Annotated in this window: 20 protein-coding genes and 2 pseudogenes; all 22 read right to left on the bottom strand. The window is 74.3% G+C overall.

Going from position 1 to position 24,671, the window contains the following annotated elements; genetic code table 11:
- Positions 1–169 precede the first annotated feature (169 nt).
- A pseudogene (locus AB0B63_RS02695) lies at positions 170–814 on the bottom strand (DUF2567 domain-containing protein); the annotation flags it as partial.
- 164 nt (positions 815–978) lie between these two features.
- The gene (locus AB0B63_RS02700; protein ID WP_357014060.1) at positions 979–2,640 is read right to left on the bottom strand and encodes an AAA family ATPase; all 1,662 of its coding nucleotides are present in this window, start codon (positions 2,638–2,640) and stop codon (positions 979–981) included.
- A gap of 97 nt (positions 2,641–2,737) precedes the next feature.
- Entirely contained in the window at positions 2,738–3,670 is a 933-nt protein-coding gene (locus AB0B63_RS02705) for a hypothetical protein (RefSeq protein ID WP_357014063.1), read from the bottom strand.
- Positions 3,671–3,673: 3 nt separating this feature from the next.
- Entirely contained in the window at positions 3,674–4,609 is a 936-nt protein-coding gene (locus AB0B63_RS02710) for an RluA family pseudouridine synthase (protein ID WP_208569721.1), read from the bottom strand.
- Entirely contained in the window at positions 4,606–5,271 is a 666-nt protein-coding gene (lspA, locus tag AB0B63_RS02715) for a signal peptidase II (protein WP_357014068.1), read from the bottom strand. Before lspA ends, AB0B63_RS02710 begins: the two co-directional genes overlap by 4 nt.
- A gap of 66 nt (positions 5,272–5,337) precedes the next feature.
- Positions 5,338–5,769 carry a TraR/DksA C4-type zinc finger protein gene (locus tag AB0B63_RS02720; protein WP_204959263.1) on the bottom strand — a complete coding sequence of 144 codons (432 nt, stop codon included), beginning with the start codon at positions 5,767–5,769 and terminating at the stop codon, positions 5,338–5,340.
- Between the two features lie 223 nt (positions 5,770–5,992).
- Entirely contained in the window at positions 5,993–7,495 is a 1,503-nt protein-coding gene (locus tag AB0B63_RS02725; protein ID WP_208569723.1) for a potassium/proton antiporter, read from the bottom strand.
- Between the two features lie 22 nt (positions 7,496–7,517).
- The gene (locus AB0B63_RS02730; RefSeq protein WP_357014073.1) at positions 7,518–7,823 is read right to left on the bottom strand and encodes a DUF167 domain-containing protein; all 306 of its coding nucleotides are present in this window, start codon (positions 7,821–7,823) and stop codon (positions 7,518–7,520) included.
- Positions 7,824–7,834: 11 nt separating this feature from the next.
- Positions 7,835–8,065: pseudogene (locus AB0B63_RS02735) on the bottom strand (hypothetical protein); the annotation flags it as partial.
- A 655-nt stretch (positions 8,066–8,720) separates the two neighbouring features.
- Positions 8,721–9,521: a DivIVA domain-containing protein gene (locus AB0B63_RS02740; RefSeq protein ID WP_088643047.1), complete on the bottom strand. Its 801-nt coding sequence runs from the start codon at positions 9,519–9,521 to the stop codon at positions 8,721–8,723.
- 43 nt (positions 9,522–9,564) lie between these two features.
- Positions 9,565–9,870 carry a YggT family protein gene (locus AB0B63_RS02745; RefSeq protein ID WP_091237509.1) on the bottom strand — a complete coding sequence of 102 codons (306 nt, stop codon included), beginning with the start codon at positions 9,868–9,870 and terminating at the stop codon, positions 9,565–9,567.
- A 29-nt stretch (positions 9,871–9,899) separates the two neighbouring features.
- The gene (gene sepF, locus AB0B63_RS02750) at positions 9,900–10,607 is read right to left on the bottom strand and encodes a cell division protein SepF (protein ID WP_357014078.1); all 708 of its coding nucleotides are present in this window, start codon (positions 10,605–10,607) and stop codon (positions 9,900–9,902) included.
- A 193-nt stretch (positions 10,608–10,800) separates the two neighbouring features.
- Entirely contained in the window at positions 10,801–11,547 is a 747-nt protein-coding gene (locus tag AB0B63_RS02755) for a YggS family pyridoxal phosphate-dependent enzyme (RefSeq protein WP_357014081.1), read from the bottom strand.
- A gap of 106 nt (positions 11,548–11,653) precedes the next feature.
- On the bottom strand, positions 11,654–12,766 hold the full coding sequence (gene ftsZ / locus AB0B63_RS02760) for a cell division protein FtsZ (protein WP_208569728.1): 1,113 nt from the start codon (positions 12,764–12,766) through the stop codon (positions 11,654–11,656).
- A gap of 240 nt (positions 12,767–13,006) precedes the next feature.
- Positions 13,007–13,825 (bottom strand): FtsQ-type POTRA domain-containing protein, encoded by an 819-nt coding sequence (locus AB0B63_RS02765; RefSeq protein ID WP_357014085.1) that lies wholly within the window; start codon positions 13,823–13,825, stop codon positions 13,007–13,009.
- Positions 13,822–15,312: a UDP-N-acetylmuramate--L-alanine ligase gene (murC, locus tag AB0B63_RS02770; RefSeq protein WP_357014088.1), complete on the bottom strand. Its 1,491-nt coding sequence runs from the start codon at positions 15,310–15,312 to the stop codon at positions 13,822–13,824. The genes AB0B63_RS02765 and murC overlap by 4 nt, the downstream gene beginning before the upstream one ends.
- A 31-nt stretch (positions 15,313–15,343) precedes the next feature.
- On the bottom strand, positions 15,344–16,450 hold the full coding sequence (gene murG / locus AB0B63_RS02775) for an undecaprenyldiphospho-muramoylpentapeptide beta-N-acetylglucosaminyltransferase (RefSeq protein ID WP_357014091.1): 1,107 nt from the start codon (positions 16,448–16,450) through the stop codon (positions 15,344–15,346).
- Positions 16,450–17,856: a putative peptidoglycan glycosyltransferase FtsW gene (locus tag AB0B63_RS02780; RefSeq protein WP_208569766.1), complete on the bottom strand. Its 1,407-nt coding sequence runs from the start codon at positions 17,854–17,856 to the stop codon at positions 16,450–16,452. Before AB0B63_RS02780 ends, murG begins: the two co-directional genes overlap by 1 nt.
- Before the next feature lie 295 nt (positions 17,857–18,151).
- Positions 18,152–19,288 (bottom strand): phospho-N-acetylmuramoyl-pentapeptide-transferase, encoded by a 1,137-nt coding sequence (gene mraY / locus AB0B63_RS02785; protein ID WP_208569731.1) that lies wholly within the window; start codon positions 19,286–19,288, stop codon positions 18,152–18,154.
- On the bottom strand, positions 19,285–20,697 hold the full coding sequence (gene murF, locus AB0B63_RS02790; protein WP_208569732.1) for a UDP-N-acetylmuramoyl-tripeptide--D-alanyl-D-alanine ligase: 1,413 nt from the start codon (positions 20,695–20,697) through the stop codon (positions 19,285–19,287). Before murF ends, mraY begins: the two co-directional genes overlap by 4 nt.
- Entirely contained in the window at positions 20,694–22,256 is a 1,563-nt protein-coding gene (locus AB0B63_RS02795) for a UDP-N-acetylmuramoyl-L-alanyl-D-glutamate--2,6-diaminopimelate ligase (protein ID WP_357014095.1), read from the bottom strand. The genes murF and AB0B63_RS02795 overlap by 4 nt, the downstream gene beginning before the upstream one ends.
- A gap of 52 nt (positions 22,257–22,308) precedes the next feature.
- On the bottom strand, positions 22,309–24,669 hold the full coding sequence (locus tag AB0B63_RS02800) for a penicillin-binding transpeptidase domain-containing protein (protein ID WP_357014098.1): 2,361 nt from the start codon (positions 24,667–24,669) through the stop codon (positions 22,309–22,311).
- Positions 24,670–24,671: the final 2 nt, after the last annotated feature.

Here is a 24,671-nt window from a genome sequence, read left to right on the forward strand (position 1 = left end):
GCCGGTCCCGACCGCTGTCGACGCCGGGCCGGTCCTGGTCACCGTGGGCGTCGGGCCGGTCCCCGTCGCGGTAGCCGTCGGGGCGGTCCGGGACGGCGATGCCGGTCGGTGGGGCGGTGCCGGTGGGGCCGTCGGGCCGGTCGGTGGCGACGGGGCCCGGCCAGCCGGCGACCTCGGGGCCGGTCGGCCAGTCGGGCTCCGGCTCCGGGCGCAGCGAGGGCCAGCGGGACCAGCCGGCCAGCAGGGTGTACGTGACGGCGGCGGCGAACGCCGGCAGCAGCAGGTTGCCGTACGGCAGCGGCAGCACACCGAGGACCCGTTCGATGCCCCCGGCCCGCAGGTCGGCCGGTTTGTCGAACGGCGTACCGGCGGGGGCGGTGGCGAGCAGCCGCTGGTAGCCGTCCAGCCCGATCCGGCGGCCCAGCTGCCAGGCGACCAGCGCGGTGCCGAGCGCCCCCACGGTCAGCGCGACCAGGTTCACCGGCCCGCGTCGGCGGCGCAGCAGCGTCCACACCGCGATCGCGGCGAGCACCCCGAACCCGAGGCCGAGCAGGCTGAACCAGCCGTCGGCGGCGATCGGCTGCTCCGGTTGGGGTTGGGCGTAGACGGCACCCTCGGCGGTCTTGAGCACCGGGGTGTCCGGGGCCAGCGCCGCCCAGAGCAGCCCCAACGGCGCCCCGAGCAGGGTCAGGCCCAGCACGAGGCCGGCTGCCACCGCGCGGGTGTGCCGGGGGCGTTGCTCCCCCGGCTGCGTCGGCCCGCCCGACGGCGGCGGCCACGGCAGGTACGACCCGCCCGGGTCGTATCCGGGCACGGTCGGTGGCCCGTCGGCCGGTGCCCCGGTGGGGACGGTGTGCGGGGTGGGCGCGACACCCGCCGGGGCGTCGGCGGGGCGGTGCGGATCGGGGGTGTCCGGGCTCACCCGATGATCCTCTCAGGCGGGGCGGTACGGCGGGGCGGCGGAGCCCGTACCGTCCCTCAGCGGGCGAACGGCTCCACCATCACCGAGGCGGCCCGCAGCCACGCGGCCCGGGTCTCGGCCTGGAGCTGGTGGTACTCGATCGACGACCCGGTCTCCAGCACCGGGTCGTACGGCACCACCGCGACGGCCCGGGTCCGGGTGGCGAAGTGCCGCTCCAGGTCGTCCTGGAGCGTCGACCGGCCCGGGGTGGGGCAGGAGATCAGGGTGACCGCGTTGTCGGCCAGCTCACCCATGCCCTCCTCGTGCAGCAGGTCGAGCATCCAGTCGGCGCTGAACGCGGCGTCCTCCCGGGGCACGGTGGTCACCACGAGCTGGTCGGCGGCGTGCATGACGGTGCGCCAGTTGGGGCTCTCCACGTTGTTGCCGGTGTCCACGCAGACCACGTCGTGGGTGCGCCGCAGCAGTTCCAGCACCCGTTTGACGGTGAACTGGTCGAGGCGCTGGGCGAACCGGGGGCTCTCCTCCCCGGCCAGCACGTCGTACGAGCCGTCGGAGGCGTGCCGCAGGTAGTCGTCGAGGGACTCCAGCAGCTCGGCGCCGTCGCGGATCTCGATGTGCGCCAGGTCGCTGATCAGGTGCCGGATCGTGCGGGCGTGCCGGGCGCTGCCGGCGCGCAGGCCGAGGGTGCCGCGCAGCTCGTTGTCGTCCCAGGCGAGCACGCCCCGGCCCCGGACGCTGCCGACGGTGGCGGCGGCGAGCACCGTGGCGGTGGTCTTGTGCACCCCGCCCTTGGGGTTGGCGAACGCGAGCACCCGGGGGGTGCCCAGGTCACGGCGGAGGATGCCGGCGGCGCGTTCCTGCTCGTCCTGGGGGCCCTGCTGACGCCACTCGATGCGGGCCGGTTCGATCCGGGCCGGGTAGCTCCGGTCGACGGTCACCGCGGGCGGGTAGGCCGGCGGCTCCGGCTGGTAGGTGGGCGCGGCCGGGTAGCCGGGCTCCGGGTAGGCCGGCTCGGGGTGGGCCGGCTCGGGGTAGGCGGGTTGCGGCGGCTGGTACGTCGGCTCCGGCGGCGCGTAGCCGGGCGCGCGGTATCCGTTGTCCAACAGGGCGTACCGGGACTCGGGGGGTGGCGGGTCGGACCGGTAGCCGTTGTCCAGCAGGGCGTAGCGGGACGGGACGACAGGCGGCTCCGGCGGCCGGGCCGGCTCCGGCGGGTAGCCGGGGTCGGCCGGGTAGCCGGGGGCGGCTGCGTAGCCGGCGTCGGCCGGATAGCCGGGAGCGGCTGCGTAGCCGGCGTCGGCCGGGTAGCCGGGGGCGGACCCGGCCGGATAACCGGGATCAGCCGGGTAGCCCGGGGCGGCGCGGTAGCCCGGGTCGGCGCGGTAGCCGGAAGCGGGCTCAGCCGGATAGTCCGGCGCGGCGCGGCGCGGCGGGTCGACCCGGTAGCCGGCCCCGGCGCGGTAGCCCGGGTCCGGTTCGTAGCCGGGCTGCGCACCGTAGCCCGGGTCGGCGGGTGGTGGCACGGAAGCCGATCCCCGCCCGGACCAGCCGCCGGCGGGCCCCCGGCCGGGCAACGGGTCCCGGACCGGCGGCTCGTCGCGGCGGTCCGGCTCCGCCTGGTCGGCGGCGCGTCCGCCGAGGCGGGCACGCTCGAAGAGCGCCCGCCATCGCGGTGCCGGTTCGGCCGACCGACCCCAGCCGGTCTCGCTGCCGTCCAAGGCTCGCCCTCCCGCGCCGTCGATCTCCGCCTGACAGGCTACGAACGAAACCCTATTCGGACCACACCGGTCTGCACACATCCCCCGGGAACAATACTTACGGCGACCGGTCGGACGACCCACCGCTACGGGAGTCCGGGGAGGTGGGGGCGGGGGTCGCGGCGGACCCCGGCCCGGCCCCGCTCGACGACGGTACCGGGGCGATCACAGCGGGCGCCCCTTCCGACGAATCGCCCATCGCCCCACCCGGCGTCGGGACCGGGCCGGTGGACGTCGGGTGCGCCGGTGTCGCGGCGGTGTCGGCGGGCGGCCGGGCCACGTCCCGCTGTTCCGGCAGCGGTGGCAGGAACACCGTCCGGTCCAGCCGGGCCACCTCGGGGGCGGGATCGAGCGCCCGGACCCCGTCCCGTCCGGCCACGGCACGCAGCGCGGTCGGGTCGGCCCGGATCACCGCCGCGTAGACGCAGGCGCAGGCCGCCCGGTAGCCGGCCGCCTCCCGCCCGGCGACCTGCGCCCCGGTCTCGTACCCCTGACGGGTCGTGGGGTCGGTGGTGTCGGCGGCCCGCCGCCGCTGGTCGGCGGCCTCCCGGTCCTTGCGGTCCGCGAGGCCGGCCATGCCGGCGGTGACGTCCTGCGGCAGCAGTTGCGCCGGCAGCCGGACCACCTCGGTCTGCCGACCGGGCAGCGGCACCCGCACCACCACCGCGGCGACCTCGACGTCGGCGAGCAGCGCCGGCAACCGGTCCGGCGCGAGGTAGCGGTCGAAGCTGACCAGCGCGTACGCCCCGGCGGTCAGCCCGGCGAGTTCGGCCCGGGCCGCGGCGGCGTACCCGGGCAGCGAGTCACCCGGCAGCACCCCGACCCGGGTCACCTGCCCGACCGTGCGGTCACCCACCGGCGCGGGTCGGCGGGCCACCCAGCCGACGGTGAGCAGCACCGCGCCGACGGCCAGCACCGCTGCGGTGACCAGCCCCCGGCGCGGCCGCGACGCGACGGCGGTTGGCCCGACGCCCGGGCGACTACCCGGCACCGGTCAGTCGCGCAGGATCGTCAGCGCGCGGGCCAGATCGTCCGGGTACTCGCTGACGAAGGTGACGTCGTCACCGGTACGCGGATGGGCGAAGGTCAACGACCGGGCGTGCAGCCACTGCCGGCGCAGTTCGAGCCGTGCCGACAGGGTCGGGTCGGCCCCGTAGGTGAGGTCGCCGACGCACGGGTGCCGCAGGGACGAGAAGTGCACCCGGATCTGGTGGGTACGCCCCGTCTCCAGCCGGACGTCGAGCAGGCTCGCCGCCGGGAACGCCTCGATGGTGTCGTAGTGGGTGATGCTCGGCTTGCCGTCGGAGACCACCGCCCAGCGGTAGTCGTGGTGCGGGTGCCTGTCGATCGGGGCGTCGATGGTGCCGCGCGACGGGTCGGGGTGACCCTGGACGACCGCGTGGTAGCGCTTCTCCACCTCGCGGTACTTGAACGCCCGTTTGAGCGCGGTGTACGCCTGCTCGCTCTTGGCCACCGCCATGATCCCGGTGGTGCCCACGTCGAGGCGGTGCACCACACCCTGCCGTTCGGCGGCCCCGCTGGTGGAGATCCGGTGGCCGATCGCGGCGAGGCCTCCGATGACGGTCGGGCCGGTCCAGCCGGGGCTGGGGTGCGCGGCCACCCCGACCGGCTTGTCCACCACCACGATGTCGTCGTCGGCGTAGACCACGGTCAACCCGGGGACCGCCTGCGGCACCACGGTCGGCGGCGCGACCGGCGCGGGCAGCGTCACCTCCAGCCAGGAACCGGCCTTGACCTTGTGCGAGTTCTGCCGGATCACGCCGTCGACAAGCGCGTCCCCGGCGTCGACGAGCGCGGCGGCGGCGGTGCGGGAGAGCCCGAAGAGGCGTGCCACCGCCTGGTCCAGCCGCATGCCGTCGAGGCCGTCCGGCACGGGCAGGGAACGGTGGTCGCCACCGGCGGCGGTCATGCCCGCTCCCGCGGCTCGGCGTCGGCCGCCGTCGGCGCGGCGGCGGCCGGTCCGGTGGGGGCGGCGGTCCGGGTCGCGTCGGTGGGGGCGTCGGCGGTGTCGCCCTTGGCACCGACCCGTCGCCCGTCGCGCTGGCGGCCGGTCAACTCCAGCAGCACGGCCAGCAGCACCCCGGAGACCAGGCAGCTGTCGGCCAGGTTGAACACCGGCCACACCTGGCCGTACGGGTCGAAGAGGCTGACCATGTCGACCACGTGACCGACGAAGTGACCGGGGGCCCGGAAGATCCGGTCGGCGAGGTTGCCGAGCGCCCCGCCCAGCACCAGCCCCAGGGAGACCGCCCACGGCAACGACCGCAGCCGGACCGCCATCCAGCTGATCCAGCCGACCACCCCGATGGTGATCAGCGGGAACACCCAGGTGTGGTCGGCGCCGATGCTCCACGCCGCACCGCTGTTGCGGGTCAGGGTGAGATAGACGGACCCGCCGAGCAGGCGCACCGGCGCCCGGTCGTCGAGCAGTTGCAGGGCGAGATGCTTGGTGAGCAGATCCGTCAGCAACGCGAGCGTCGCGATGCCGACGAGGACCACGACCGCCCTGCGTCGGGGGGTGCGGCCGGCCGGCCCGGTGGTGCCGGGTCCGGCGGTCGGTGCTGTGGTCATCGACTCCCCATCGACTGTCCCGACGACGCGGGTCCGCCGTCTCTCGAGGTCACCGGGGAGTGGACGTCAGCGCCGCTCCTCCAGCTGCTTGCAGGTCACGCAGAGGGTCGCCGACGGGAAGGCGGCGAGCCGCTCCACCGGGATCGGGTTCCCGCACCGCTCGCACCATCCGTAGCCACCCTCGTCGAGCCGCTCCAGCGCGCGCTCGACCTGGGTGATCCGTTCCCGGATGCTGTTGGCGAGGGAGATCTCCTGCTCGCGCTCGAACGTCTTGGTGCCGGTGTCGGCCTGGTCGTCCCCGGCCGAATCGGTCAACCGGTCGCGCTGCAGCTCGGTGATCTCGCTCAGGGTCTGATCGTACTCGGCGCGCAGCTCGTCCCGTCGGGCCGCCAGGGCCGCCCGGATCTTCTCGGTCTCCGCCGCGCTGCGGGTGGCCTGCGCGGTGGCCTTCGCCGCCGGTTTGCGACCGGCGGTCCTGGTGTCGGCTGGCTTCGCCATCGTCAGCTCCCTCAGCCGCGGGACGCGGCGGTCGGCGGTGCCCGGACAGGGTGCGCCGACATGGCGTCCCCAGGTAACAAAACGGGCGCACGGCAACGGTGGCCGCGCACTCCGGAGGTTGGCAAGAATACGGAACGTACAGGTTTCCGACAACGTGCCGGACCGTTGCGCCGCTATTCAGCCACTAATAACCCCTAATTGGGGCAAAAAGAAGACTAGCAGATCATCCGTCCCGATCCTCGCCGTACTCGCCGAACCACCTCGCCAGGCGACCCCGCCGGCTGACCGCCCGCAGCCGGCGCTCCGCCTCGTCCCGCACCCCGGCGGTCGCCACGATCAACAGGCTGTCCCCGGTCTTGAGCCGGGTGTCCGCCCCTGGCACGAAGCCCACCCCGTCGCGCAGCACCAGGGTCACCGACGCGCCCACCGGCAGCCGCAACTCGTCGACGTGCACCCCGGCCAGCCGGGACCCCGCCGGCACCTCCAACTGGAGCAGGTCCGCCCGCATCCGCTCCAACGGCGCGGTCTCCACCCGGATCTCCGCCGGCTCGGCCGGGGCGGTCACCCGCAACCGGCGGGCCGCCGGCGCGAGCGTGCCCGCCTGGAGCACCGTGAAGATCACCACCAGCACGAAGACCGCGTCGAACAACCGGTCCGCCCCGGGCACCCGGGCCGACAGCGGAATGGTGGCCAGCACGATCGGCACCGCACCCCGCAGCCCCGCCCAGGACAGGAAGAGCTGCTCACGCAGGCTCACCCGGAACGGCAGCGCCGACACCAGCACCGACAGCGGCCGGGCCAGCAGCAGCAGGGCCAGCCCGGTGACCACCGCCGGCAACAGCGCGGTGTGCAGCCGCTGCGGCGTGGCCAGCAGCCCGAGCAGCACGAACAACCCGATCTGGGCCAGCCAGGCCAGCCCGTCGGCGAATCCCAGGATGGCCTGCCGGTGCGGCAGCCGGGCGTTGCCGAGCAGCACCCCGGCGACGTAGACGGCGAGGAAGCCGGAGGCGTGCAGCACCGCCCCGGCGGCGTACGCCAGCACGGTGAAGCCGACGGCGGCGATCGGGTACAACCCGGAGGAGGGCAGCGCCGCCCGCCGCAGCGCGAACCGGCCGGCAAGCCCGGCGGCCAACCCGACCGCCGCGCCCACCCCGAGCTCGTAGCCGACCAGGAGGACCTCGAACCACCACGGGTGCTCCACCGGCCCGGTGCGCGACAGCAGCACCACCAGGATCACCACCGGGGCGTCGTTCATGCCCGACTCGGCCTCCAGCGCGGCCACCAGCCGGGGCGGCAGCCGCAACCGGCGTAGCGTGGCGAAGACCGCCGCCGCGTCGGTGGAGGAGAGCACCGCGCCGTAGAGCAGGGCCAACCGCCAGTCCAGCCCGAGCAGCAGGTGCACCACCAGGCCCACGACGACGATGCTGACCAGCACCCCGACGGTGGACAACGCGCCGGCCAGCCCGAGCACCGGGCGCAGGGTGCTCCACCGGGCGGTGAGCCCACCCTCCGCGATGATCACGATCAGCGCGCAGAAACCCAACATCCGGGTCAGCTCGGCGTCGTCGAACCGGATGCCCAGCCCGGCCTCACCGATCGCCACCCCGAGCGCCAGATAGACGAGCAGACTCGGCACGCCCAACCGGGTGGAGAACCGCACCGCACCGATCGCCACCAGCAACACGGCCGCCCCGAGGAGCAGGGCCAGATCCAGTCCCGGCGTCACGGGCGCCCCACCCGGGGCGCCGTCACCCGGCCGATCCGTCGCGCAGCCGCCGCAGCAACCCGCTCAGACCGGGCACCGGTCGGTCGACCAGGAAGAGCTTGTCCCGGCTGGCCGCCCCGGTGCGCAGCGCCACCGCCGACGGGCGGACGCCCAGGGCACCGGCCAGCGCCCGCCGGGCCGCCTCGGTGGCCCGGCCGTCCACCGCCGGGGCGGTCACGGCGATCACCAGGGCGGGTCCGTGCGGGCCGGCGGAGCAGCCGCCGACGCGGGCCCGGGACGCGCCGGGTTTCACCCGCACCGCGACGGTCAGCGTGTCGTCCGTGGGCATCGACGCCGGCCTCAGCGGGGGTAGGTGTCGGCGAGCAGGGCGGTGTCCGGGTTGCAGAGACCGCACGGGGTGAACCCGAGGGAGATCGCCTCGTCCACCGGCAGCGGCTCGTGTTCCCGTTCGATCAGGTGGGCGCAGGACGGCAGGTGGTAGCGGGGATGCCCGTCGACCACCAGCACCTCGGCGTCGAGTCGGGCCACCCGGGCCGCGTCGGCGGGTGGGACCCGCTGGGCCGGCGGATCCCACGGCGACGCGTCGTCCTCCGGCGGATCCCAGGGTGGCCCGGGGTCGTCCCCGGCCGCCCAGGCCGGGTCGTCCGCCGGGCCCCGGCGGGGGTCGTCCGGGTCGGGTCGGGCGGGGTCGGTGGGGGCACGGTCGGCCGGCGGGGAGGCGTGGTCCGGCCCCGACGCGGAGGGCACGACGACGGGATCCCACGGGGCCTCCGCGTCGGGCTCCCAGGCACCGGCGTCGGGGCGGGTGGCCGCGCCGACGGGGTCGCCGGCCACCGGCTGGCCGGGTGGTTGCCGCCACCCGGCGCCACCGGTGCCGAACGTCGTCGGGGGGTACGTCGTCGGTTCGTCCGACGGCGCGGTCGTGGGCGGCGGGGCGGTCGGACGGGACTCCGTCGCGCTCCGACCGCGCGCCTCGGCCCGTTCCGCCGCCCTCGCCCTGGTCACGGCTGCCTGGCGGGCACCGGCCACCAGGGCGACGGCAGCCAACAGACTGGCCGCGATGGAGCTGGTCAACAGGGTGCTGGAGCCGTCGACGAGACCGAACACCAGCAGGACCACGGCGACGAAGATGAGCAGGAGACTGGCGACTAGCACGGGCTCACCCCCGCAGCGTCGTGGGTCGTGGTGGGTCGGCGACCGTCGGGGGACGGTCGCCGACCGGGGATCAGCGGCCCGCTTCGAGGGCGCCGGAGCGACCGCCACCGTACGAGCCGGCGAGGCCCGCTGCGGCCAGACCGTTGCCACCGACGGCACGGGTGCCCTCGGCGCGGGTCATCTCGGCTTCGAGGCCCTGGCCCCGACCGTCGAGGTCCCGCAGCTGGCTCTCCAGGTAGGCCTTGAGCCGGGTGCGGTACTCGCGCTCGAACTGCTTGAGCTCCTCGATGTGCTTCTGCAACGCGGTCCGCTTGGCGTCCAGGCCCCCCATGGCCTCCTGGTGCCGCTGACGGGCGTCGCGCTCCAGCGCGTCGGCCTTGGCCCGCGCCTCGCGGGTGACCTCCTCGGCCTTGGAACGGGCCTCGGAGAGCAGCTGGTCGGCTTCCCGACGGGCGTCGGAGACGTGGTCGTCGGCGGTGCGCTGGGCCATCATCAGCACCCGCAGCGCCTGCTGCTCGCCGTCGCCGCCGACGGCCGGACCGCCGGTCGTGCGGACCTGCTCCAGCTCCGCCTGCATCGCGCGGGCAGCCTGCTCGGCGGCGGCCTTGTCGCGCTGCACCCGGTCGAGCTGGGCCTTGACGTCGTTGAGCTCCGCCGCGAGCCGGGCGTCGCCACCGGGGCCGGCAGGGGCCCCGCCACGACCGCCGCGCTCCACCTGCGCGCGCAGCTCGTTGTTCTCCTCGATCAGACGGGCCAGCTCACGCTCGACCTCGTCCAGGAAGGCGTCGACCTCCTCCTCGTCGTACCCCCGCTTGCCGATCGGCGGCTTTTTGAAGGCGACGTTGTGCACGTCGGCCGGTGTCAGCGGCATCGAAACTCCTCGGGTCAGTTGCGGCCGCGAAAGCGCGCGCTGGTCAGGAGAAGTTCCTGATCAGCGGATCTAACACAAACCTCATCAGCACGAACAGGATAACCAGGAGCACAAGGGAGGCCAGGTCGATGCTCACGGTACCAATTCGCAGTGGGGGGATCACCCGCCTCAACGCCTTGAGAGGCGGATCAGTGACGCTCCACACGGACTCAAGTCCGGCGGACGCGCCACGCCCCGGTTGCCACCGACGACCGTACTGGAGGACTGCACCGAGAACGAATCGGGCCAACAGCACAATAAGAAAGAGGTACACAATCAGGTACAAGAGTTGGAACATGATCGACAACACAGCAGACGACGTCCCTCGGTCGGGTGGACTTAGCTCAGGGAGAAGAAGCCACCCTCAGCGATCTTGGCCTTGTCCTCCGCGGTGACCTGGACGTTGGCCGGTGAGAGCAGGAACACCCGGTTGGTCACGCGCTCGATCGTACCGCGCAGCCCGAACGCCAGCCCGGCGGCGAAGTCCACCAGCCGGCGGGCGTCGGCCTCGTCCATCTCGGTGAGGTTGATGATCACCGGAACGCCGTCGCGGAAGTGCTCGCCGATGGTCCGCGCCTCGCGGTACGTCGTCGGGTGCAGGGTGGTGATCTGGTAGCGCTGCTCCTCCTCGGCCACCACCGGCCGCTCCCGCGGCGACGCCTGCGGCGCCAGGGCGAGATTGTCCCGGGTGTGGTAGCTCAGCGCGCCCGAGGACTCCGACCCGCCGGACCTGGTGATCGACCGGACGCTCGCCCGTTCCGACCGTTCGGCCCGCTCCGACCGTTCGGCCCGCTCGTCGTCGGCGCGGTCGGCCTCGGCCAGTCGGCTGGACCGGTCCGTCAGCCGACCCCGGTCACCGAGGCGCGGACGCGGTGCCGGCGGCTCCTCCGCGTCGTCCTCGTCGTCGTCGGCGAATTCCTCGGCGTACCGGCTCGACCGGTACCGCGACTCGCGGTAGCCGGGCTTGTCGTAGCCCTCGTCGTAGCCCCGCTCGTCATCCTCCTCGACGAGACCGAGCCAGACCCCCGCCTTGCGCAGTGCACCCATCCCGCGCCCTTCCGTCCGCCGTGCGGCACGCACCCCCGTGCCGTGTCGCCATGATCGCGAATGGACTTCCATGCCCACCGGATCGAAGTGGCAATCCCTCGACGCGCGATTCGCGGCTCGCCCGTCGTGGCCCCCGACCTGGGGACGCCGCTCCTGAACAACACTGATGTAATTTGCTTCTATCGCGGTCAGGCTACCGCAGCGTGGTACGCATTCCGAGCAACGCGCTGCCGACGCGGACATGTGTCGCGCCGTGTCCGATGGCCACCTCCAGGTCACCGCTCATCCCGGCGGAGAGCGCCGTCGCCCCCGGATGGTCGGTCCGGAACCCCGCCGCCACCTCGGCCAACCGGGCGAACGCCCGCTCCGGTTCCCAGCCCAGCGGCGCCACCGCCATCAGCCCGGCCAGTCGCAGCGCCCCCGCCCCGGCCAACGCCCCGGCCACCGCACCGAGCCCGCGGTCGGCGTCCGCGGCACCCGGCAGGGCACCCCCTCGGGCCGGGTCGCCGTCGATGCTGACCTGGACCAACGTCTCCAACGGACGGTCCCGGCCGGACTCCGCGGCGGTGGCCAGCGCGCGGGCCAACCGGACACTGTCCACGGAGTGGACCACATCGGCGTACCGGACCACCGAACGGGCCTTGTTGCGTTGCAGTTGGCCGATGAAGTGCCACCGGGCGGCCACCCCCGCCGCCGCCACCTCGGCCGCCTTCGGTGCCGCCTCCTGGTCCCGGTTCTCCCCCAGGTCGGTGACCCCGAGCCCGGCCAGCGCGACCGCGTCGGCGGCCGGGTACGTCTTGGTCACCGCGATCATGGTCACCCCGGCCGGGTCCCGGCCGGCGGCGGCGCAGGCGTCGGCGATCCGGGCCCGCACCACGGCCAGGCCGGCCGCGAGCGCGGCCCGGCGGTCCGCACCCACCGGATCGGGCGCGGCGGTCATCGGCCGGACCGCCCGGTCACCGGCGGGGTGGCCCGGCCGCCCCGGGACCCGTCCGGCGTCGTCGGGGTGGCGTGCCCGCCTGCGGGACTGCCCGTCATCAACGGGCTCAGGAACCGTTCTTGAGGAAGTCGGGCACGTCGACGTCGTCGAAGAGCACCCGGCGCGGCGACTGCTGCGGCGGCATGGTGGCCGGCGCGGTGACCACCGGGGCCTGCGGCGTCGGCTGGTTCTGGTTGCTCTTGCGCGGCGACTCGGACGCCTTGTACGCCGGCGTGCCACCGTCGAAACCGGCGGCGATCACGGTGACCCGCACCTCGTCGCCGAGCGCGTCGTCGATGACCGCACCGAAGATGATGTTGGCGTCCGGGTGGGCCGCGTCGGTGACCAGCTGCGCGGCGTCGTTGATCTCGAACAGGCCCAGGTCGGAGCCACCGGCGATGGACAGCAGCACGCCCCGCGCACCGTCCATGCTCTGCTCCAGCAGCGGGCTGGAGATGGCCGCCTCGGCCGCCTCCACCGCCCGGTTCTCCCCCCGGGCGCTGCCGATGCCCATCAGCGCGCTGCCCGCCCCGCTCATCACGCTCTTGACGTCGGCGAAGTCCAGGTTGATCAGGCCCGGGGTGGTGATCAGGTCGGTGATGCCCTGGACACCGGAGAGCAGCACCTGGTCGGCGGTGCGGAAGGCGTCCATCATGCTGATGCCCCGGTCACCCAGGGCCAGCAGCCGGTCGTTGGGGATGACGATCAGCGTGTCGCACTGGTTGCGTAGTTCGTCTATTCCCGCCTCGGCCTGCACCTGACGCCGCTTGCCCTCGAAGGAGAACGGCCGGGTCACCACGCCGATCGTCAACGCGCCGAGCTTGCGGGCGATGTTGGCCACCACCGGCGCCCCGCCGGTGCCGGTGCCGCCGCCCTCACCGCAGGTGACGAAGACCATGTCGGCGCCCTTGAGCACCTCCTCGATCTCGTCGCGGTGATCCTCGGCGGCGTTCTTGCCGACGTCCGGGTTGGCGCCCGCGCCGAGTCCCCGGGTCAGCTCCCGGCCGACGTCGAGCTTGACGTCGGCGTCACTCATCAGCAGCGCCTGCGCGTCGGTGTTGATCGCGATGAACTCGACGCCCTTGAGCCCAACCTCGATCATCCGGTTGACGGCGTTGACGCCGCCGCCGCCGATGCCGACGACCTTGATGACCGCCAGGTAGTTGTGCGGAGGTGTCATCTCCGGTCCTTTCCGTTCGAGATTGGCTCGCACCGCCCCGGTACGGCGTGGCTCAGACCGGTGGTCGGCGAGCTGTCACCAGCGAGGATCAGAGGCGAACCCTAACCCTCTACTAGAGGGTTAGAGTTATGTCAACCACTGATCCTCTTCGGGGCAACGTAAGCGCCCCCACGCCGAGAGCCAAGGACCCCACCGGCGTGTCGCCGTCGCGAGAGTAACGACTCACGTTCGACACGGGCCTCACCGGAAGGTCACCACGTCAGGAGCGCTCACGTCGATCGTGTCGGCCTTACGACCCAGCAACGCCGTCGCCACCCGCGCCTTCTCCTCGCCCCGGGTCGCGTCGCCCCAGACCACCGTCCGCTCGTCACGCAGGGTCAGCCCGATCCGGGCCAACCCCTCGACGGTCACCTCGACCAGAGCGGCCCGCAACGCCGGGGTGAGCACGGTCAGCACCTGCAACGCCGCCCGGGTGCCCGGATCGTCCGGCCCCGGGGCGGCCAGCCGCACCAGCGGCAACCCCGCCGGGGGCCGGGGCACCGTCCGGAACACCACCCCGCTGCGGTCCAGCACCACGAACTGGTCGTCCCGGGGCACCACCGCCACCCCGGTCCGCTCCACCACCGTCACCACCAGGGTGTCCGGCCAGTCCCGGCGTACGGTGGCCCGCTCGACGGGGGCCAACCCGCCGATCCGCCGGGCCGTCGCGGCCAGGTCCACCCGGGCCAGCGGCGCCCCGTCCGGCACCGCCGCCGCGTCGCGCACCTCGACCGGGGTGACCAGCCGGGCCCCCTCCACCCGGACCTCGCGCACCCCGAACAGGCCGGAGCCGAGCATCGCCCAGGCCACCAGGCCGGCCAGCACCAGCACCCCGGCGACCACCGCCCAGGGCAGGGCGGCCCGCATCCGCCGCTGCCGGGCCCGCGCCATGAACCGCCGGGTGGACGGCGGGACCGCATCGCTACCGGCCCGCACGAGCTGCCAGCGCCGTGCCGGACCACGCCGGGAACCACCACCGTCCGCGCCCGCGGGACGGCCCCGCGCCGGCCCCGGACTCATCCGGTGGTGGAGACCGTGCCGTCCGGGCCGACGACCGGGCCCGGGGCGACCGGTTCGGTGACCCCGCCGGCCCGGACGGTCAACGCGTCGAGCAGCTGGTCGCCCAGCAGGGAGATCGGCGGGGCACCCATCGTCACCACCACGTCACCGGGGCGGGCCCGCCGGGCCACCTCCACCGGCGCGTCGTCGAACGAGTCCACGAAGACCTTGTGCGCGGCGTCCAACGGCACCGCCGCCAGCAACGCCGCCGACCCCTCACCCGGCTGCCGCAGCTCACCGGGGCCGAAGACCTCCAGCAGCACCAGCTCGTCGGCGATGCCCAGGGCGGCGGCGATCTCCGCCTGGAGGTCCCGGGTGCGGTAGAGCCGGTACGGCTGGAACACCACGATCAGCCGGCCGTCGCCGGCGACCTCGCGCAGCGTCTGCAGGGCCAGGGTCATCGAGGTCGGGTGGTAGGCGTACTCGTCGTAGACCAGCACACCGTCGGCGACGCCCTTGCGTTCGAAACGGCGGCGTACCCCCGGGAACGCGGCCAGCGCCGCCTCCGCCGCCGCCACCGGCAGGCCGAGCAGGTGGGCGGCGAGCACCGCCGCAGCACTGTTGAGCCCCATGTGCCGCCCCGGCACCGGCAGCCGGATCTCGCCCAACGACCGGCCGTCGAGCGCGGCCAGGTACCGCACCCCCTGGGCGGACGAGGCCATCTCGGACAACCGCAGGTCGGCGTCGGCCGCCTCGCCGTACGTCCAGACCCGCCGCCCCTCGGCACGCAGCGTCTCGGCCAACCGCCGGCCGCCCGGGTCGTCGGCGCAGGTGATGACGAACCCGGCCGGGTCGGTGAGCCGGGCGAACTCGGCGAACGCCGCCTCCAGGGTGGCCAGGTCGCCGTAGGTGTTCAGGTGGTCGGCCTCGACGTTGGTGATGATCGACACGTACGGGCGGTAGATCAGGAACGACCTGTCGCTCTCGTCCGCCTCGACCACGAAGTGCTCGCCGGTGCCGTGGTGCGCGCCCGAGCCGACCTCGGAGATCTCCCCGCCGATGACGAAGGACGGGTCGACGCCGGCCTGCTGGAGCACCATGGTCACCATCGAGGTGGTGGTGGTCTTGCCGTGGGTGCCGGCCACCGCGACGGTACGCCGGCCGGTCATCGCCGCCGCCAGCGCCTCGGAGCGGTGCAGCACCCGCAGCCCGCGCCGCCGCGCCTCGACCATCTCCAGGTGGTCCTGCGGAATCGCCGAGGAGTAGACCACGGTGTCCACCCCGTCGAGGTTGGCCGCCTCGTGGCTCATGTGGATGGTGCCGCCCAGCGCCCGCATCCCGGCCAGCGACGGCCACTCGCGCAGTTCGCTGCCGGAGACCGGCAGGCCCCGGGTGAGGAAGAGCCGGGCCAGGCCGCTCATGCCGACCCCACCCACCCCGATCAGGTGGATCCGGCCCAGGTCCTCCGCGGTGAGCGTGCCGGCCGGGGTGAACTGCGCGGTGTTCATGCCAGGTACCTTTCCGTCGCGGTGGACCGGCTCACCGGGCCACCGCCTCGTAGACGAAGTTGAGCAGGGCCACGTCGCCGTCGCGGCGGCCGTACGCGGCGGCGGCGTGGCTCATCGCGGACAACCGCTGCGGGTCGCGCAGCAGGGGCAGCACGGTGCGCTCCAGCCAGTCCGGGGTCAGCTCGGCGTCGTCGACGAGCAGCCCGCCGCCGGCCTCCACCACGGGCAGCGCGTTGCGCTTCTGCTCCTGGTTGGAGTGCGGGTACGGCACGTAGATGGTGGGCAGCCCGATGGCGGCCACCTCGGCGCAGGTCATCGCCCCGCCCCGGGCCAGCATCAGGTCGGCGGCGGCGTAGCCCAGCTCCATCTCGGACAGGTAGGGCAGCGCCACGTACGGCACCGGCAGGTCGGTGGGGACCGGCACCGGCTCGTTGCGGGCACCCATCACGTGCAGCACCTGCACGCCGTTACGGGACAGTTCCTTGGCCGCGCCGGAGACCGCCAGGTTGATCGACCGGGCACCCTGGGAGCCACCGGCGACGAAGAGCACCGGCAGGTCGGGGCGGAGTCCGAAGTGGGCGCGGGCGGCGGCCCGCATGGCGAAGCGGTCCAGCCCGGCGATGCCCCGGCGCAGCGGCACCCCGACCACCCGGGCGTCGCGCAGCGCCTCCGCCTGGGCCGGCTGGTGCGGGAATCCGACGGCGATGTTCTTGGTGAACTTCATGCCGAGCCGGTTGGCCACCCCCGGCGGGACGTTCACCTCGTGGATGACGATCGGCATCTCGCGCCGCCACGCGGCCAGGTAGCCGGGGACGGAGACGTACCCGCCGAAGCCGACGACCACGTCGGCGGAGACCTCGTCGATCACCTTGCCGGCGGCGCGGGCCGCTTTCCACATCCGGTCCGGGGTGCGCACCAGCCCCATGTTGACCGAGCGGGGCAGCTGGTAGGCGGGGATCTGCCGCAGGTCGTAGCCGGCCGGCGGGATCAGCTCGTTCTCCAGGCCCTTGGGGGTGCCGAGGCAGGTGATCCGGACGCCCGGGTCGTGTCGGCGCAGGCAGTCGGCGAAGGCGAGCAGCGGGTAGATGTGCCCACCGGTGCCCCCTCCACAGAGCACCACCGAACGCAGCGGACCCATCAGCGTCTCCTCTCGCTCGCCGGCCCGCCGCGGGTCCGGTCCTGCCGGACGCCGCGCGGTACGGCCTGATCGTCGGGTCGCCGCCCGCGCGCCCGGGGTACGGACCCCGGGGCAGCCGGTGGCGACGCCGGTCGGCTCCGCGCACCGGGAAGCGGCGGCAACGGGGCCCAGACTAGTCGGACCCATCGGGCGGGCGGACGGGCGTGCAGGGCTCGGGCGGCGTCGGGTTCGGCGCGGGCGAAGGAGGCGAGCATGCCGACCGCGGCCAGGGTGACGACCAGGGCGCTGCCGCCGTCGGAGATGAACGGCAGCGGCACCCCGGTCAGCGGCAGCAGCTTGGTCACCCCACCGATGTTGATCACGGCCTGGCCGGTCAGCCAGGCGGTGACGGCGGTAGCGGCGAGCCGGCGGAACGGGTCGGCGACCCGGCGGGCGATCCGCAGCCCGGTGTAGGCCAGCACGGCGAAGAGCACCAGGATGACGGTGCAGCCGACCACGCCCAGCTCCTCGGCGATGACGGCGAAGATGAAGTCGTTGTGGGCGGCCGGCAGCCAGCCGAACTTGAGACTGCTCTTGCCCAGCCCGACGCCGAACCAGCCGCCGTGTTCGATGGCGTTGCGGGCCTGGACCATCTGCCAGCAGGCGTCCTCGACGCACTTGGCCGGGTCGGGCGTGTCGAGGAACGAGGTGAGCCGGGCCAGCCGGTAGTTCTCCTGGCCACGCGCCCCGGAGCCGGCGCCGAGGGAGGCCACCGCGACGAGCAGGCCGACGCCGGCCAGGCCGACGGCGGAGAGGGCGGCGAAGACCCGCAGCCGCACCCCGGCCGCCCAGAGCAGCCCGACCACGATGGCCAGCAGGCAGAGCATGCTGCCCAGGTCGTTGTAGCCGACCAGCACGAAGAGCAGGCCGACGACGGGGAACAGCGGGGTGGCCAACTCCTTCCACCAGCCCAGCGCGGCGCCCTTGCGGGCCACCACGTGCGCGCCCCACAGCACCAGCGCCAGCTTGGCCAGCTCGGCGGGCTGCACCTGGATCGGCCCGAGATAGAGCCAGAGCAGGTTGGCCTGCAGCGGCCCCAGTGACTTCAGCCCGAACAGCGCGTTGAGCGCCACCAGCAGGTTGAGCACCAGCAGCAGCACCACGGCCCCGCCGAGCAGCGGCCGGCCCAGCGAGCGGAAGGTGCTGGCCGGCAGCCGCTGGCAGGCCCAGAACGCGACGATGCCGATCACCGCGAAGATGGCCTGTTTGGTCACCGAGGCGGCGGCGTCGCCGGCCTCGGCGTAGTCGCGCACGCTTGTCGCCGAGAAGACCATGGTCAGGCCGATCAGCAGCAGCAGGCCGGCGCTGGACAGCAGCAGGTAGTAGGAGGCCAGCGGGCGGGCCAGCAGGCCGCGCAGCGCCGCCAGGCCGCCGGCCGGTCCCAGCCCGGACAGCACCGGGGGCGGATCGGCGGTACGCCCCGCGCCCGCGACCCGCCGTGGCTGGGTCTGCGCCGTCGTGCCGGTGCTGGTGCCTCGGTCCTCCCCCACCCGCCCATCATCGCCGCTGCGGGCGGCCGGTTCCGGCCGTTCCCCCCGGTCGGCGTGTCGAAATGCGCGACGGGGGCCCCTCCGGTAGGAGGAACCCCCGTCCGCCGGTGGTCCGGCGGCGGCCCGGCGCGGACGGAACCGGCGCGCGGGCCGGTACCGGCCCGGAACGCGATCAGCCCATGCTGGCGAGGAAGTCGCTGTAGAACAGGCCCAGCGCGATGGCCACCCCGATGCCCGCGATGATCCAGAACCGGACCACGATGTTGACCTCGCTCCAGCCGGCCAACTCGAAGTGGTGCTGCAGCGGGGACATCCGGAACACCCGCTTGCCGGTGGTGCGGAACGAGATGATCTGGATCACCACGGACATCGTGATGATCACGAACAGCCCGCCGAGGATCGGCAGCAGCAGCACGGTACGGGTGGACATCGCCATCCCGGCGATCAGCCCGCCCAGGCCCAGCGCGCCGGTGTCGCCCATGAAGATCCGGGCCGGCGAGGTGTTCCACCACAGGAAGCCCACGCACGCCCCGGCCGCCGCCCCGGCGATCAGCGCGATCTCCAACGGGTCCCGGACGGCGTAGCAGTAGTTGTCCGGGTTGGCGGTGTACGTCGGGTCGGCGCACCAGTGCCGGTACTGCCAGAACGCGATCAGCGCGTACGCGGCCAGCACCATCACCGAGGCGCCGGTGGCCAGCCCGTCCAGCCCGTCGGTGAGGTTGACCCCGTTGGTCGCCGCCATCACCACCATGATGATCACGATCACCGAGGCGACCTTGCCGATCTCCAGGGCCGGGATGTCCCGGATGAAGCTCAGCGTGGTGCTGCCCACGGTCTCGGTGTTGGTCGTCGCGCCGCTGGCGTCGGTCATGCTGCTCGGGAAGTACAGCGCGACCACCCCGAAGACCGCGCCGACCAGGATCTGCCCGAACAGCTTGCCGCGCTTGTTGAGCCCGCCGCTGTGCCGCTTGCGCACCTTGAGGAAGTCGTCGATGAAGCCGACCGCGCCGGAGAAGACCATCAGCCCCAGCAGCACCAGGGCGGTGATGGTCGGCTCGACCTGGGCGATCTGCGCGTCCGGCAGGGTGGTCAGGGCGAGGTGGCCGGCGACGTACGCGATGACCGTGGCCAGGATGAACACCACGCCGCCCATCGTCGGCGTGCCCTTCTTGCCCTCGTTGCTGGCCAGCCCGAGGTTCGATCGGATCGGCTGGCCGGCCTTGAGCCGGGCGAACACCTTGATCGCCAGCGGGGTGGCCAGCAGCGACACCAGGAACGCCACGCCGATGGCGACGATGACCGCCCTCACGCGGCACCCCCCGCGCCGGGCCCGTCAACCTGGGCGTCGGCCCGCAGGGCGTCGACGACCTCCCAGGTGCGGTACCGGGAGCCCTTCACCAGGACGACGTCGCCCGGTCGTAGCTCGCTGCGCAGCACCTCGACGGCCGCCGCCTGATCGGTGAGCAGCACCGACTCTCCTCCCCAGTCACTTACCGCTGTCGCGCCCTCGTGGATCGGCGCGGCCGGCTCACCCACCACGAGCAGCCGGTCGACACCGAGTTCGGCCGCGAGCCGGCCGACCTCCCGGTGCCCCTCGTCCTCGTACGCGCCCAGCTCGGCCATGTAGCCCAGCGCGGCGAACGTCCGCCCGCCCCGGTGCATCCCGGCCAGCGCCCGCAGCGCCACCGCCATCGAGGCCGGGTTGGCGTTGTACGAGTCGTCGATCACGGTCACCCCGTCGGGACGGGTGAAGACGTCCATCCGGCGGCTGGAGACCAACCCCAGGTCGCCCAGGGCCGCCGCCAGCTCGGCCAGCGGCATGCCCAGCTCCCGGGCCACCGCCGCCGCGGCGAGCGAGTTGGAGACCTGGTGCCGGCCGGTCAGGCCGAGCCGCACCGGGGCCGTCCCCTCCGGGGTGACCAGGGTGTACGCCGGCCGGCCCCGCTCGTCCAGGGTGACGTCGACCGCGCGGACGTCGGCGTCGGCGGACTCGCCGTAGCGGACCACCCGGGCGGCGGTGCGCGACGCCATCGCGGCGACCAGCGGGTCGTCGGCGTTGAGCACGGCCAGCCCGTCGGCCGGCAGCGCCTCCACCAGCTCCCCCTTGGCCAGGGCGATGTTCTCCACCGAACCGAACTCGCCCAGGTGCGCCACCCCGACGTTGAGCACCACCGAGACCTGCGGCGGCACCACGTCACAGAGGTAGCGGACGTGTCCCACGCCCCGGGCGCCCTTCTCCATCACCAGGTACCGGGTCTGCGCGGTGGCCTGCAACGCGGTGTACGGGTGCCCCAGCTCGTTGTTGAACGACCCGGGCGGGGCGACCGTCGGGCCGAGCCGCACGGCGAGCTGCGCGATCAGGTCCTTGGTGGTGGTCTTGCCCGAGGAACCGGTCAACCCGATCACGGTGAGCCCGGGCAGCCGGTCCACCACCGTGCGGGCCAGCCGGCCCAGCGCGGCCAGCGCGTCGTCCACCAGCACCATCGGCACCCCGGGCAGCTCCCGGGTGCCGAGCACCGCCACCGCACCGGCGGCGACCGCACCGGCGGCGTAGTCGTGCCCGTCGACCCGCTCACCGGGGAAGGCGACGAAAAGCGCCCCGGCGGCGACCTTGCGGGAGTCGAACTCGACCGGACCGGTGACCACGGTGGCCGGGTCGGCGGCGTGCAGCCGGCCACCGACCGCCGTGGCGACCTCGGCCAGGCTCAGCGGGATCACCGGCGACCCGCCAGGTCGCCGAAGCGGACGCGCAGCGCCTGCGCCAGCTCGGTGCGGTCGTCGAACGGGTGCACCTCGCCGGCGATCTCCTGACCGCGTTCGTGTCCCTTGCCGAGCAGCGCCACCACGTCGCCCGGTTCGGCCAGCCGCACCGCCTCGGCGATCGCCTCCCGCCGGCCCGGCACCTCGACGATCCGGGCGGCGGCGTCGGCGGCGTACGCCCCGGCCAGCACCTCGGCCCGGATCGTCGCCGGGTCCTCGGTGCGCGGGTTGTCGTCGGTCACCAGCACCACGTCGGCGCCCCGGGCGGCGGCGGCACCCATCACCGGCCGCTTGCCCCGGTCCCGGTCACCACCGGCGCCGATGACGCAGATCAACCGGCCGGTGCCGGTGTCGCGCAACGCGACCAGGGCCGCCACCACGGCGTCGGTCTTGTGCGCGTAGTCGACCACGCCGCGCACCGGCGCGTCCCCGCTGACCAGTTCCAGCCGGCCGGGCACCCCGCCGCAGGCGGCCACCCCGGCGACGGCGGTCGCCGGGTCGACCCCGGCGGCGACCAGGCAGGCGACGGCGAGCAGCGCGTTGGCCACGTTGTGCCGGCCGGGCAGCGCCACCCCGGCGGGCAGGGCCAGGTCGTCCGGGCCGTGGGCGGTGAACCGCTGGGCGTAGCCCTCGCCGCCGACCCGGTCGGCCCACCAGGTGGCGGTCGGGTCGCCGGCCGCCGAGTAGCTGACCGTGGCCGGGCGGAACAGCGGACGCAGGGCCGGGTCGTCGTGGTTGAGCACCTCGACCCGGCAGCGCCCGTCGAACAGTTTCGCCTTGGCGGCGAAGTAGTCGGCCGAGTCGGCGTGGAAGTCGAGGTGGTCGGAGCCGAAGTTGGTGTAGCCGCCGACGGTGAACCGGACCCCGCCGACCCGGCCCATCGCCAGGGCGTGGCTGGACACCTCCATGACCACCGCGGTCACCCCACGCTCCCGCGCGGCGGCGAGCAGCGCGTGCAGGTCGGTCGCCTCCGGGGTGGTCCGGACGCTGTCGATCACCAGTTCACCCAACCGGGTCTCCACCGTGCCGATCAGGCCGGTGACGTGACCGGCGGCGCGCAGCCCCGACTCGATCAGGTAGGCGGTGGAGGTCTTGCCGGCGGTGCCGGTCACCCCGATCACGGTCAGCCCGTCGGTCGGGTCGCCGTAGACCGCGGCGGCCAGCTCACCCAGCACCGCCCGGGGGTCGGGCGTCACCAGCACGGGCAGCCCGGTCGCGCCGGCCGCCGCCGCACCGGACGGGTCGGTCAGCACGGCCACCGCGCCGGCCGTGGCGGCGGCGGCGGCGAACTCCGCGCCGTGCCGGCGGGCACCGGGCAGCGCGGCGTACAGGTCGCCGGGGCGGACCTCCTGGCTGGCGTGGGTCACCCCGGTCACGACCAGCGCGGCGGCGTCGGCCGGCGGCGTCACGGCGAGCCGGTCGGCGAGGTCGCCGAGCCGGACTCCGGGCACGGTACGGGGGCGTGGATTGCCGGGCACGGCGTCAGACCCTACCCGGTCGTCCGGTTCCGGCCGCACAGCCGCCCCGGTGGTTCGTCGGCACTCACCGATGATGTCCCGCCGTTCCCGGTCAGCGCGGAAAGACCTCGAAGTTGGGAGATTTCCCGCGCGACGGCGGGACCCGGTAGTGACGCAGCGTGAAGCCCATCATCTCGCGGAACGCCGGGGCGACGACCGCGCCGCCACCGCCCTCGGGGTTCCACACGAAGACCGCCACCACGTACCGGGGTGCTTCGGCGGGGGCCATCCCGATGAACGAGCCGACCTCGCCGGGTTGCTGCTTGCCGTTGACGTAGCGCAGCCCGGTGCCGGTCTTGCCGGCGATCCGGTAGCCGGGCACGGCGGCGGCCAGGCCGGTCGCGCCGTCGACGGTGGTGACCGCCTCCAGCAGGGTACGCAGCGCGGCGGCGTTGCTCGGGCTGAGCACCGAACGGGTGACCGGGGCGGCGGCCGGGGTGCGTTTGCCGTCCGCCCCGACCACCTCCTTGATCAGGTGCGGCTGGACGTAGGTGCCGTCGTTGGCGATCGTGGCGTACGCGGCGGCCATCTGCAGCGGGGTGGCGTCGACGCTGTGCCCGATCGGCACCGAGCCGTAGGACGAGCCGCTCCACTGGTCGGCCGGGAGCAGCCGCCCGGACGCCTCGCCGGGCATCCCCTCGCCGGTGGGCTGCCCCAACCCGAACCGCTTCTGGTAGTCGATCAGCCGGTCCGGGCCGAGCCGGTCGCCGATCTCGATGGTGCCGACGTTTGACGAGTAGGCAAGCATCCCGGCCACGCTCAACTTCTTGCCCTCGGCCGGGTGGGTGTCGCGGAAGGTCACCCCGCCCCGGGTGATGGTGTTGGCGACCGGCCAGGCGCTGTCCGGGGTGATGACGCCCTCCTGCAACGCCGCGCCGTAGGTGATCGCCTTGTGCACCGAACCCGGGTCGACCACGAAACTGGTGGCCGCGTCCTCCCGGTCGGTGGGCCGGCTCTGCTCCGGTGACGCCGCGTTGTAGGTCGGGTTGCTCGCCTGGGCCAGCACCTCACTGGTCTTGACGTCGAGCACCACGGCCGCGCCGATCGCGCCCCGGGTCTGCGCCATCTGCCGGCTGAGGATCTGCTGCACCTGGAACTGGAGGTCCCGGTCGGTGGTGAGCACCAGCGAGCTGCCCGGCCTGGGGGCGGTGGTCTGGCTGTAGCCGCCGGGGATGGGCGCGTCCAGGTCGCCCGCGCCGGCCTCGTAGACCCACCGGCCGTCCTGCCCGCGCAGCACGTCGTCGTAGCGGGCCTCCAGCCCCTCCAGGCCGTCCATGTCCGGGCTGGTGAAGCCGACCAGGTTGGCGGCCAGGTCACCGCCGGGCACCTCGCGGCGCTCGTCACGGTGGGTGCCGATGCCGGCCAGTTCGAGCGCCTCGATCTGCTTGGCCTGGGCGATGTCGACGCCCCGGGCCAGATAACGGAACTGGAGCCCGCCCTGGCGCTTCATCTTCTCGGCCAGCTCGGAGACGGGAATGCCGAGCAGCGGGGAGAGCAGCTTCGCGGTCTCCGTCCGGTCCTTGACCAGGGTGGGGTCGACGAAGACGTACCGCGCCTCGACGCTGCGGGCCAGCGGGGCGCCGTTGCGGTCCTCGATCGACCCGCGCGGAGCCGGCAGTTCGACCCGGCTGAGCCGGTTGCCGACGCCACCGCCGGCGTACGCCGGGGTGTCCACGGCCTGCAGGACGACCAGCCGGATGCCGATCACGGCGAAGACCGCCAGCACGAGCGCGGTGCCCAGCCGCAGCCGGCGTCGCGGTTCGGCCAGCTTCGGCGGGCGACGCGGCTTGCGCACCGGTCGCCGGCCGGCGGGCCGGTCGGTGCGCCGGGGTGCCTCGGTCCGGCGGGGGGCACCCCGGCCGGGTGTGTCGGTGCGGCGCGGGGTGGTGCGGCCGGGGCGGCGGCGTGGCGCGGGCGGATCGGCGAACTCGTCGTCGTCGGGGGCGGCCGTGGCCGGCACGGTCCGGATGACGCCGGTGCGCCCGGTCGGGGCGGCCTCCCGGCGGCCGGCCCGGTTGGCGGCGGCCCGGCCGCCGTCGAGCACCTGGAGGGCGGGCCGGAACGGGTCGCCGGAGCGGCCGGCCCGGGGGGTACGCCGTTGCCCGCCCCGTTCGTCGCTGCTCTCCCGGATGGTCCGCCCCCGGGGGGTGTACGCCCGCGCGTCGGAGATCCCCCCGCCGTCCCCGGCGCGGGGCTGCCCGGTGCGGGCGTCCCCGGCCCGGCCCTGTCCCCGGGGTTCACCGGCCCGGGGCCCGGCGGCCGGGGGTTCGCCGGTGCGCGACTGCGGGGTCCGTGGTTCTGGTGTGCGGGGCTCCGGCGGGCGTGGCTCGCCGCCCCGGGCGGCCCCACCACGAACCGATCCGCGCCGGGAGCCCGTGGCGTCCCGGCGCGGTTCGTCGGATCTGGGTGGCACGG

This window comes from Micromonospora sp. NPDC049081 (assembly GCF_040648835.1).
Taxonomy (GTDB): domain Bacteria; phylum Actinomycetota; class Actinomycetes; order Mycobacteriales; family Micromonosporaceae; genus Micromonospora; species Micromonospora antibiotica.

What these genes read in the sequence shown, in the direction of transcription:
- AB0B63_RS02710 (WP_208569721.1), bottom strand. Translation starts at nt 4,609, where the DNA reads ATGACCGCCGCCGGTGGCGACCACCGTTCCCTGCCCGTGCCGGACGGC.
- lspA (WP_357014068.1), bottom strand. Translation starts at nt 5,271, where the DNA reads ATGACCACAGCACCGACCGCCGGACCCGGCACCACCGGGCCGGCCGGC.
- AB0B63_RS02720 (WP_204959263.1), bottom strand. Translation starts at nt 5,769, where the DNA reads ATGGCGAAGCCAGCCGACACCAGGACCGCCGGTCGCAAACCGGCGGCG.
- AB0B63_RS02730 (WP_357014073.1), bottom strand. Translation starts at nt 7,823, where the DNA reads ATGCCCACGGACGACACGCTGACCGTCGCGGTGCGGGTGAAACCCGGC.
- AB0B63_RS02740 (WP_088643047.1), bottom strand. Translation starts at nt 9,521, where the DNA reads ATGCCGCTGACACCGGCCGACGTGCACAACGTCGCCTTCAAAAAGCCG.
- sepF (WP_357014078.1), bottom strand. Translation starts at nt 10,607, where the DNA reads ATGGGTGCACTGCGCAAGGCGGGGGTCTGGCTCGGTCTCGTCGAGGAG.
- AB0B63_RS02755 (WP_357014081.1), bottom strand. Translation starts at nt 11,547, where the DNA reads ATGACCGCCGCGCCCGATCCGGTGGGTGCGGACCGCCGGGCCGCGCTC.
- ftsZ (WP_208569728.1), bottom strand. Translation starts at nt 12,766, where the DNA reads ATGACACCTCCGCACAACTACCTGGCGGTCATCAAGGTCGTCGGCATC.
- AB0B63_RS02765 (WP_357014085.1), bottom strand. Translation starts at nt 13,825, where the DNA reads ATGAGTCCGGGGCCGGCGCGGGGCCGTCCCGCGGGCGCGGACGGTGGT.
- murC (WP_357014088.1), bottom strand. Translation starts at nt 15,312, where the DNA reads ATGAACACCGCGCAGTTCACCCCGGCCGGCACGCTCACCGCGGAGGAC.
- murG (WP_357014091.1), bottom strand. Translation starts at nt 16,450, where the DNA reads ATGGGTCCGCTGCGTTCGGTGGTGCTCTGTGGAGGGGGCACCGGTGGG.